We start from the raw sequence: 9,218 nt of genomic DNA, 5'->3' as shown, positions 1-9,218 counted from the left end.
GGAGCATTTCAACATCAGTCACGTGACATTGCAGCCCGAGTTGGACGAACCCACCGCAGCTCACCTCGCGAACATGCATAGTCACTAAGGCCGCCAACCGGCGACACCATCCATTGTGGCCAGGGCTGGACGTGCGGTGGTCGCCGCGCCGATGGCGACGGTCGTGCGCCGTCCGATCATGACGGCGCACGAATCCTGGAGGAGGACGCGGCCCGCCCGCGTCTCGAAGCGCATCCGGACGCCCACGTCATGGACGAATTTTCTTCAAGCGATCCCGAAGCGTCGTCCAGTCCATGATGCCGCGCCTATTCTCGCCAGTGTGGTTCACTCGGCGGCCTCGAGTCTTTCGTCGCTCTCGGCAGTGTATGGATCGGACAGGGATGCCGACGGCAGCCGGCGGCCCTTTACCAAGCCGTAGACCGCTGGGATGACCACGAGCGCCAGCAAAGTCGACGAGACCATTCCGCCGATCATCGGAACCGCGATGCGCTGCTCGATCTCCGATCCCGTCCCCGTTTGCCACAGGATCGGAACGAGACCCGCCATCAGGGCCACCACCGTCATCATCTTCGGCCGCACCCGCTCGACCGCCCACCATGATCGCCCGGTTGAGATCGGAACGGGTGAACGTCCGCCCCCTCGGCCTCGCAGCCCTGCCGCTCCTCGACGCCGGATACGATCTGGCGATCCGGTTCGGTGCACTTGCCGACTCCAGCCTCTTCGCGCGGCAGCTTGCACCCAATAGGCGGGTTATCTGCGCGGCGCCCGCCTACCTCGACGTTCGCGGAAGGCCCAGTTCGAACGATGACCTTCTGCAGCACGACATCGTATCTTTCGGCGACCCTCCAATTTACGATCTTGAGAGATACTTTCACGCCCGGCAAGATTGAAGGATTGCGCGGTCTGATGTTCTTGAGCGTTTTTTGAGGTTTACGCCAACTGTTGAACGTTTTTCTAGCACTCTCAACGTTTATTGAGACTTGCTTCGAAACCTGAAAGAATATTAAAAATCGCTGAACGTTTTTGGAGGATTGTGATGGTGGACGTCCCGGTCGGGCAGCTTTGGCTCGTTGAGAACTTGTATCTCCGTGTACCTGCTCCAGCAGTGACCTCCTACTGCGGACCGGGTGCACGGCGCACGACGACCGGGAATGGTCGCACGATCGAGAAATACAGTAACCCCTACGCGCCTGAAGACACAATTGCAGGCCACCTCAAATTTGCCCTCAAAAACGAGCCCATCGACAGCGCTATAATGGCCGCCGCCATGCGGGCGATTGATCCGGGCGTCATCGAGCAAATGGTTCGTGCCGAACCGACCGGGGCGTTCTCCCGTCGTGCGTGGTTTCTGTACGAGTTCTTCACCGGGAAAACCTTGAACCTGACCGACGCACCGGTTGTGCAATATACTAAAGCCCTTAATCCGGAATTGAACGTAGGATCCGTCGGTATCAATTCGGTTCGCCATCGCGTCACAAATAACATGCTCGGTGTGCCCGGCTTTTGCGTCACTGTCCGCCTCTCGTCAGCGATTAAGCGATACCAGGCTGAAGGGATTGACGAACAAGTTCTTGAGCTCGTTCAGGACTGCGATGCGACGGTTCTCGCGCGAGCGGTGAACTTCCTTTACACCAAGGAGACCAAGTCTTCTTACGAGATCGAGCACGAGCGTGCAACAGGTCAGAAGGCTGAGCGCTTCGTAAAAGCGCTGCGGCAAACGGCGTCCTTTAATCCATCGAGCGATCAGGATCTCGTCGACCTCCAGAATAAGATCGTTGATCCCAGATATGCCGCCAAGGGATTCCGGGATTTTCAGAACTTCGTCGGGGAGACAATTGGATATCGCGAAAAGGTTCACTTCGTCTGCCCCCGGCCTGAGGATCTTCCCTCCATGATGAAGGACTGGGCGTCGATGTCAGAGCGCCTGAAGGGCTGCGACGACGCGGTGGCGGCGGCGGCGGCGATTTCCTTTTCCTTTGTGTTCCTCCATCCGTTTGAAGATGGTAATGGGCGCATCCACCGCTTCCTCATACATCATGTGTTGTCGAGGGAAGGGTTCACCCCGGACGACATACTCTTCCCGATCTCTGCCGCGATCGTCAGGAATCAAAAGTCCTATGATGCGGCCTTGGAGTCCGTCTCTGGACCGACAATGGGACTGATCGAATGGGAAATGAACCGAGCGCAGCAGGTCGTGGTGACAAACGACACTTCGACCCTCTACAGATATTTCGATGCGACCGAGCTTGTCGAATATCTCTACGAAAAGATTTCGGAGACGATCCGCATCGATTTCAAAGAAGAGTTGGATTTCGTGTCGATCTACGACACCGCTTATAACGCAGTCAGGGATGTCATCGACATGCCAGACAGACGGGCTTCGATGTTCGTAAATTTCTACCTTCAAAACAATGGCTCGATCTCGAAGCGCAAGCGGGAAATGTTCGAAGAGCTGACGGACGACGACATCAAGGATTTAGAAGCTGCGATACGCGACGCCTTGAACCCCGAGGCCGCAGCGGACGAGGACGATAAGGTACCTGAGCCTGGTCTTTAGGCTGCGGTTGACAAACGGCATGCCGCGATGCCGAACCTCAGTGCAAAAGAGTTGGCGTCCATTCCCTGGAAGGGGCGAGGTAACAAAGCCGATCGGCTTGCCGAACCGGTCGAAATCCGGCCGCATCATTTGCACCCATTTACCGACGCCGCTCCAGCCGTTGGCGCTCATCAGATCCGCCACGACGTCTCCCCTGTTCGCCAGCTCCCGGAACTTAGGCGGCATCCGGAAGACGCCTGGCAGGTTCTTCCGGAAGCCGACGATCATGATGCGAGAGCGGTCTTGGGGGACGGCGTAGTCCCGCGTGTTGTTCCGATGGATTTCCGTCTGATAATCCGCATGTGCGAGCTTCCGAAGAAGCGTCGCAACGTAATCGGCGTGCCGAGCGTGCAGAAGTCCCTCGACATTTTCGAAGAGAAACGCCCTTGGCTGCGCTTCCATGACGGCTCGAACGCCAAAGAATTTGGACAGGTGGCCAACGTTAACGAAATCGATACCGGCACGGTGGGTTCTGATTTCGAAAACATGGAGGGTCACCCGCCTTGGCCGAAGGCCGGGAAGTCAGGCACGGTTTCCTTCGAGTTTTGCCAGGACGTCGGCAAGGAGGAGATTGGGCAGTAGCGGTAGCGCGTCGTGCCGCCTCCGACCCGAGTGTCAAAGGCACCGGAATCCGGGATGACGATGGTGGCATTCGCGGTGTGCCTCTTGCCCGTCGTCTGCTCCTGACATTTCTCCGTTATCGTGTAGGACGTGCCATCGCGCGCCACTCCATCGATCGTGCAAAGGTCGGAGCCTCCCTCGAACGCCGTACCGGTGAACTGGATGACGATCGCCTGGGATGCCTCTCCACATGGCGCATCCGCGTTGACGTAGTAGCCGGGTCGCAACGGCAACTTTGTTTCTGCGGGGGCGGGCGTGGTCTGCGCAAGCGGTGCCGTCGCCGGGATGGTCGCTGCGAAAGCCTTCAGCAGCGCGGGCTGCGCACCTTCTGTCTTGAGCACTGCCGCGGGTATGACGACCTGCTCCTCGCAGGCGGCCATCACATGTGGCAGTCCGAGTTGGAGCGCCAACCCGCCGCCCTTTGCGTCCAGCCAGACCATCATGCCCGGTGGTCCGTCTGCCGCCTCGTCCAGCAAAGCCTGCTTGCAATCTTCAAGGTCGCCACCCGCCGCCTCGCCAGCACCGTATCCAGCCATGTAGAGATCAAACAGTCGCTTGGAAGCCAGGGTGACGACTTTGGTGCCGTCTGCCTGCTGCGCCAACGCGACCGTGCCGGTTAGGGTGGCCGGAAGCAGATGCGTCCAGTCAACGGGCTGTCCCGTCGTCAGATCGTAGACGATAGACATGGTGCCCGAGTCGGGGTGGGCACTTCCGTCGCAATTAAAGGAATCCGTGATGACTAGGCTGAGGAACCCGGGCCCCCTCATGGCAACGTCCACCGAGCGTTGCCAGTCGCCACCCTTGCAGTCCCTGGATGCCTTGAGAACATTGAGATCCAGGCGCTTCAATCCGGCGTTGATGCGGCGTTCGGCATCGTCGACTGGCGCGGCGATCTGCGGCATGGCCGCGATGTCTTTGCCGACTGGGCTCGGCACAGCCAGGCGCTCGGCACGGTCTGCCGAAAGGATGGGACCCGCCATGCAGGCGTAGGCAAGCAGGACGACGCAACTTATCTTCCACATCAGAACCTCGAAACGGCAAATCCTCTTTGGTAGATGTGGCACGGAAAATGGCGATCACATAGCGCTCTCAGCCTTCATGCCAAAATTGGTAGGGCGCCTTGGAAACGCATGGGTCGGCCTTGCAAGTACATCCCAATCAATCCAATGGCGGCGGCTCGAACTGCTTGAAGGGCACGGCAGCGTTAACCGAGCGGCGCTCAAAATTTAGAATCCGGCGGCATGACCGGATCTGCACGTGATCCCCTCTATCGTCGTCATTGCGACCAGCAGTCACGAGAGAGGTCTTCATTCCCATCAAAGTCCCCGAAATCATTGCGAACGCGCGAGACCGGTTGCGGAACTACTTCCAGTGCTGTCCATTCAGTGAACATGAAAACACTTCCGTCAATTGCCATGTTCACATTGGTCGTCTCCTTTGGCAATGTCGCGGCTCAAGAGCTGCGACCGGAGGCTATTGATGCCGCATCTCTTGCTTCCATCGCATCAGAGCGACCACCCAAGGCATCTTCCGATCCGAACCCCGCCATTATCCGTCTTCAGGTGTTGCTTGACCGCAACGGGTCGTCTCCGGGGGTGATCGACGGATTTTACGGGGAAAACGTCAGCAAGGCCGTGGCTGGTTTTGAGGCGATGCGCGGTCTTCCGGTCGACGGAAAGCTTGATCCCGAGGTGGCTGCCGGCCTCGAGGATAAGACGCCGATCGTCGAGCGTTATGTTGTCTCGGATAAGGATGCGACCGGCCTCGTCGACAAGATCCCGGAAGACTACGGCGAGAAAGCAAAGATGGAAACCCTCGGCTATACCAGCGTGGCAGAGAAACTTTCCGAGCGATTCCACATGGACATTGACCTTTTGAAGATGTTGAACCCCGGTGCTAAATTCGCGCCCGGCGAGACGGTCAATGTCGTGATGACCGGATCTTCAACGGAAGGGAAGGTTAAGCGCATCGAAGCCAGGAAGCGGAACGGCCAGGTCGTCGCTTTTGCCGAGGACGGATCTGTACTCGCAGTCTATCCGGCGACGATCGGAAGCCAGGATAATCCGGCGCCTTCCGGCAGGCACAAAGTTAAGGGCGTAGCAAGGATGCCGACATACAGGTACGACCCTAAGCGGAACTTTAAGCAGGGAAAGAACAATGGGGTCCTGACCATCCCCAAGGGCCCGAACGGACCGGTCGGCACTGTCTGGATCGACTTGACCGAGCCCACCTATGGAATACACGGCACGCCGGAACCTGCAATGATCGACAAGTCGGGATCGCACGGCTGCGTCCGCCTGACCAACTGGGACGCGGAGGAACTGGCGGGAATGGTAAAGCCGGGCGTCGTCGTCGACTTCAAGGACTAACGTTTCTATCAGGTCCAATTGTCGTCCTCATTCGGCCTTCGAAAATTCAAACCCGCTCCGGGTGCCTGAGGCGCAAAGCTCATGTGCGAACGTCGTGAGCCCCAAAATGTCGCGATCCGGCCTGCAGAAATCGGCTTCCCAAGTACACGATGCGATTTCGGCGAGATTCCGGCCTTGTCAGGACTGATCAAATGTCGGCGTCTATCCTCACGCCAGGCCACGGCTTAAAGCGTTGGCGGCCAAGGCGAGTTTTTCGCGCAGGTGGTGACGGTCGGCAAGTAGAGCTGCTATCGTCGCTCTCGTGTTGCCGTCATGGGAGGCAGAACTTGGATCTTTTCACTTTGATGCGTTATTTCATCCGCGTCTATGACAGCAATTCGTTCAGCGCCGCGGCAAAGTCTCTCAAGGTCGGGCAATCGGCCCTCTCCAAAACCATTGCGCATCTTGAGCGTGAACTCGGTGCGCCACTATGTCTCCGGTCGAAACGACAGCTCCCTCCAACCGAACCGGGCAAAGTGTTCTACGAACACGGGGTCAAGGTTGTCGAGGATGCCGAAGCTGCGCTTTCCGCCGTCGGGAGCAAGTGGCAGAATTTCTCTGTCAGATCACGATCAGCGGCACACTGACTTTCATGTGCCAGTGCATCCGCCCAAGCTGTCACAGTTTGTCGAGGCCCATCCCGGCACCGACATCTCGGTCCTTCTTGATGACAGAAATGTCAGGCTGATCGAACAGGGTATCGACGTCGCCCTGCGAATGGGTCTTGCTTCGATCGGAACGTAGTCGCCACCAACATCTTTCAGGGCTTCACGAACCGAAAGGCGAAGCGATCGGTCTCACCCTTAATCGAGGGATCGAACACCTTGACAGAGTGCCGATCGTCCTTGTTCGCGAGCATGGTGCTCTCCGCGTCCAGTACGAAGCCGACGGCCTCCACCTCCGCCCGAACGGATGAGGGTTCAATCCGATGCAGTGACTGAGTGTCGCTCATGCCAGTCCCGACGGCGGCTGTGTGGTCTACGATGACATAGGACCCACCGGGCTTCAGCCGCTCGTAGACTGCTCGATTGAAGTTGACCGCCGTCGCACCCCCGGCCTGCATCAGCTCGGTGTGGAGATCGTGATAGAAAAGGTGCAGCCACAGGACATCTGCTGGCTGCGTGACCTTCGGCATCTCGAGGAGGTCTGAAGTGACGGCTTCGACGTTCTCTCGGCCTGGCTCCTTCGCCAGCGTCTGCATTTGGCCGACCGGATCGTTCTTGAAATGGGCGACTTCGGCCGGCACAAAACTGTAAACCCGTCCTTCGGGACCCACGACGTCGGAGAAGAGACGGGTCCAGTCGCCGTCGCCTGGGTAGACATCGATGACAGTGGAGCCCTCTTTGGCTTGTGCGAACCGGATCAACTCGGATATCTTGGATTGGTCGTACATTGGAATCTCCGTATCAAAAAAACTGCGCGTTTGCGCGGGGTTCACCGCCGTAACTGCTTCAGATGCTCTCACTGTCAATGATCAGGGCGGGCGCTCGCGGCCGTCTCGGAGGCCCGCGCCAGTGCTTGCGTGTCGATGTACTCCCGGATCTTCGTCACTTTGCCATTTCGAACGGTGATGTCGAAGACCCAATCGTCCTTGAACGGCTTGTTCGTTGCTTTGATTTTCCCGGTCGCGACGCCGACGACCATTACTCGATCCCCCTGCGCCACGAATTCGGGGGGCTTTGGGTATGTCATTTCCACCTCTTCGGAGGCCTTTTTGAGCACGGCTCCGAGTTCTGCGTGCCCGCGGTGCGTGCCGGCCAGCGGCCAGCCTTCACCTGGTATGATCCACTCAATATCTTCGGCGATAATGGCCAGCAGATCTTGCTTGTTTTCGCTGCCCATCGCTGCGAAGAAGTCTTTCACTATCTGGACATTCTTTTCGATGCTCATCGTATCTCTCCGTTTTCCGTCAGTCGGATTGTGCCCGACCTAGTTGGACACGTTGTGGTCCATGAAGCGGGATCGCATCAAAATTACGATCCCGATTGGTCAGTCGAACTTGACCAGGTCCTTAAAGATCAGTTGACCCCAGCTCTTTCCGCGCGCCTGCACAAGCAGTCCACCTTCCGAAAGCCCGCCAAGTTTGATCGGCGAGAAACCGAGATTTTCCGCGAGCGTACCAACCTGGTCTGCGGCAGTGTCATCGTCGCTCGCCAGGAACACGACTCTCCTGCCGCCGTGCACGGCCGGATCCTGGGCAAGGGTGGCAGCGATCAAATGGTTGAAGCCCTTGACCAGCCGTGCACCAGAGAAAGCCTGCGCGATGAACTTGGAAGAAGGCTGTCCTCCCAGTTCCTCAGGGGGCACGCCGTAGGCATTGGTCACATCGACGATGGTCTTCCCCTGCCAGCTGGGAAGCGCCTTTGCCACATCCGGGTGCGCCTCGAAACGGACAGCCAAAAACACGATGTCCGCCTTAACGGCTTCCGCCAGCGTTTTGGGAATGATCATTTTTCCGATCGCAGCCGCCGCCGCTGCAAAGCTTTCCGGGTCGCGGGTGGTTGCCACGGATACTTCGATGCCGTTGCGGGCAAACGCCTTGGCCAGGGCCTGGCCGATATTGCCGAAGCCGATAATTGCGTAGCTCATATCTATTCTCCTTGGATTTATCCCGTCCTACGGCGCTCCGAACGTTCGAACGGAGCGCCTGGTGGGCGTGGTGCGTTAGAGTTGTGCCAGGCCGCCGTCGACGGCGACTTCGCTGGCGGTCATGAAGCTGCTGTCATCTGACGCAAGAAAGGCGGCCACGGCCCCGATCTCCGCTGGATCGGCCATGCGCTGGAGCGGCGTCATCGCGCCGTAGGCCTTCTGGCCCTCCTCGCCCAGCGCCTCCTTTGCGAGTTCGGTCGCCGTCGCTCCGGGCGATAGCACGTTGATCCGGATCCCGGTGCCCTTCAGGTCCTCCGCCCAGGTCCGCGCGAGGTTTCGCACTGCCGCCTTGCTCGCGCTGTAGGCAGTGAAACCGGGAGCGCCCGTGGTGCCGGCGCTCGATCCGGTCAGGATGATCGAACCGCCCTTGCCCATTAGTGGCAGCGCCTTCTGGACCGTGAAGATCGTGCCCTTCACATTGGTTTCGAAAGTTTCGTCGATGTGCTTGGCGGTGATTTGGCCGAGCGGAAGCGGGCTTCCGGCCCCAGCATTTGCGAAGACAATGTCGAGCGTTCCGCGCTCTGCCTTCACCGTCGCATAGAGGCGATCAAGGTCAGCCTCATCCGAGACCGAGCCCTTCACAGCGCGGGCATTGGGTCCCAGCTCGGCCAGGGCGGCGTCGAGCGCTTCCTGCCGGCGGCCGTAGATGAAGACGAAGGCGCCCTCCTCGATGAAGCGTTTTGCCGCGGCGCGGCCGATGCCGGTAGCTCCGCCGGTGATCACGGCGGTCTTTCCATTAAGTCTGGTCATGTTTTCATCCTACGTTGGCGTTGCGCGGAGGTCGTCGGGGCCGCCGCCGAGAACCAGAACATAGGTCTGCCGAAGTCGGACATTGAGTGCGGAAGCGCGCACATCGGTGGTGCAAAATCGATCCGGCAGGACGAGAACACCGCCGCGACATTTTGCCTGTATTGCTGTACAATGCGCCCGATACATTGTTTAGA

11 protein-coding genes and 1 pseudogene are annotated in these 9,218 nt (G+C 58.7%); 5 read left to right on the top strand and 7 right to left on the bottom strand.

Annotation, left to right across the window (positions count from 1 at the left end; genetic code table 11):
• Nucleotides 1-324: 324 nt before the first annotated feature.
• Nucleotides 325-652, bottom strand: a pseudogene (locus tag CPY51_RS29480) (efflux RND transporter permease subunit); the annotation flags it as partial.
• Between CPY51_RS29480 and CPY51_RS29475 the strand changes: the two are divergent.
• The gene (locus tag CPY51_RS29475; protein ID WP_111163904.1) at nucleotides 597-890 is read left to right on the top strand and encodes a LysR substrate-binding domain-containing protein; all 294 of its coding nucleotides are present in this window, start codon (nucleotides 597-599) and stop codon (nucleotides 888-890) included. The pseudogene CPY51_RS29480 and the gene CPY51_RS29475 sit on opposite strands and share 56 nt — an antisense overlap.
• Nucleotides 891-1,036: 146 nt before the next feature.
• Entirely contained in the window at nucleotides 1,037-2,557 is a 1,521-nt protein-coding gene (locus tag CPY51_RS29470) for a Fic family protein (RefSeq protein ID WP_111163902.1), read from the top strand.
• Here CPY51_RS29470 and CPY51_RS29465 read toward each other — a convergent pair.
• Both CPY51_RS29465 and CPY51_RS32935 read right to left on the bottom strand, forming a co-directional pair.
• On the bottom strand, nucleotides 2,477-3,094 hold the full coding sequence (locus CPY51_RS29465) for a DNA cytosine methyltransferase (RefSeq protein WP_111163900.1): 618 nt from the start codon (nucleotides 3,092-3,094) through the stop codon (nucleotides 2,477-2,479). The genes CPY51_RS29470 and CPY51_RS29465 overlap by 81 nt on opposite strands.
• A complete protein-coding gene (locus CPY51_RS32935) occupies nucleotides 3,091-4,239 on the bottom strand; it encodes a hypothetical protein (protein ID WP_195909648.1) in 1,149 nt (382 codons plus the stop codon). Before CPY51_RS32935 ends, CPY51_RS29465 begins: the two co-directional genes overlap by 4 nt.
• Nucleotides 4,240-4,608: 369 nt before the next feature.
• On the opposite strand from CPY51_RS32935, the gene CPY51_RS29455 reads away from it, so the two are divergent.
• The 3 genes from CPY51_RS29455 to CPY51_RS32590 all read left to right on the top strand — a co-directional run bounded on the left by CPY51_RS29455 (nucleotide 4,609) and on the right by CPY51_RS32590 (nucleotide 6,369).
• Nucleotides 4,609-5,586, top strand: coding sequence for a L,D-transpeptidase family protein (locus tag CPY51_RS29455; protein ID WP_111163898.1), 978 nt, complete (start codon nucleotides 4,609-4,611; stop codon nucleotides 5,584-5,586).
• A 326-nt stretch (nucleotides 5,587-5,912) separates the two neighbouring features.
• Nucleotides 5,913-6,212: a LysR family transcriptional regulator gene (locus CPY51_RS29450; protein WP_111163896.1), complete on the top strand. Its 300-nt coding sequence runs from the start codon at nucleotides 5,913-5,915 to the stop codon at nucleotides 6,210-6,212.
• A gap of 7 nt (nucleotides 6,213-6,219) precedes the next feature.
• Complete coding sequence (locus CPY51_RS32590; protein ID WP_154677745.1) at nucleotides 6,220-6,369, top strand: hypothetical protein; 150 nt, start codon at nucleotides 6,220-6,222, stop codon at nucleotides 6,367-6,369.
• Nucleotides 6,370-6,385: 16 nt separating this feature from the next.
• On the opposite strand, the gene CPY51_RS29445 is transcribed toward CPY51_RS32590, so the two are convergent.
• The 4 genes from CPY51_RS29445 to CPY51_RS29430 form a co-directional block, all read right to left on the bottom strand.
• Nucleotides 6,386-7,018, bottom strand: a complete 633-nt coding sequence (locus tag CPY51_RS29445) for a class I SAM-dependent methyltransferase (RefSeq protein ID WP_111163894.1) — start codon at nucleotides 7,016-7,018, stop codon at nucleotides 6,386-6,388.
• Nucleotides 7,019-7,092: 74 nt separating this feature from the next.
• On the bottom strand, nucleotides 7,093-7,515 hold the full coding sequence (locus CPY51_RS29440) for a nuclear transport factor 2 family protein (protein WP_111163892.1): 423 nt from the start codon (nucleotides 7,513-7,515) through the stop codon (nucleotides 7,093-7,095).
• Nucleotides 7,516-7,614: 99 nt separating this feature from the next.
• Nucleotides 7,615-8,214, bottom strand: coding sequence for an NADPH-dependent F420 reductase (locus tag CPY51_RS29435; RefSeq protein WP_111163890.1), 600 nt, complete (start codon nucleotides 8,212-8,214; stop codon nucleotides 7,615-7,617).
• 75 nt (nucleotides 8,215-8,289) lie between these two features.
• Nucleotides 8,290-9,024 (bottom strand): SDR family NAD(P)-dependent oxidoreductase, encoded by a 735-nt coding sequence (locus tag CPY51_RS29430; protein WP_111163888.1) that lies wholly within the window; start codon nucleotides 9,022-9,024, stop codon nucleotides 8,290-8,292.
• Between the last annotated feature and the right edge of the window lie 194 nt (nucleotides 9,025-9,218).

It is taken from the genome of Arminella tubonensis (assembly GCF_003240585.1).
GTDB lineage: Bacteria > Pseudomonadota > Alphaproteobacteria > Rhizobiales > Rhizobiaceae > Rhizobium > Rhizobium tubonense.
This window is presented reverse-complemented; position numbering and strand designations above follow the sequence as displayed.

What these genes read in the sequence shown, in the direction of transcription:
- CPY51_RS29445 (WP_111163894.1), bottom strand. Translation starts at nt 7,018, where the DNA reads ATGTACGACCAATCCAAGATATCCGAGTTGATCCGGTTCGCACAAGCC.
- CPY51_RS29430 (WP_111163888.1), bottom strand. Translation starts at nt 9,024, where the DNA reads ATGACCAGACTTAATGGAAAGACCGCCGTGATCACCGGCGGAGCTACC.
- CPY51_RS29435 (WP_111163890.1), bottom strand. Translation starts at nt 8,214, where the DNA reads ATGAGCTACGCAATTATCGGCTTCGGCAATATCGGCCAGGCCCTGGCC.
- CPY51_RS29475 (WP_111163904.1), top strand. Translation starts at nt 597, where the DNA reads ATGATCGCCCGGTTGAGATCGGAACGGGTGAACGTCCGCCCCCTCGGC.
- CPY51_RS29455 (WP_111163898.1), top strand. Translation starts at nt 4,609, where the DNA reads ATGAAAACACTTCCGTCAATTGCCATGTTCACATTGGTCGTCTCCTTT.
- CPY51_RS29470 (WP_111163902.1), top strand. Translation starts at nt 1,037, where the DNA reads ATGGTGGACGTCCCGGTCGGGCAGCTTTGGCTCGTTGAGAACTTGTAT.
- CPY51_RS32935 (WP_195909648.1), bottom strand. Translation starts at nt 4,239, where the DNA reads ATGTGGAAGATAAGTTGCGTCGTCCTGCTTGCCTACGCCTGCATGGCG.
- CPY51_RS29440 (WP_111163892.1), bottom strand. Translation starts at nt 7,515, where the DNA reads ATGAGCATCGAAAAGAATGTCCAGATAGTGAAAGACTTCTTCGCAGCG.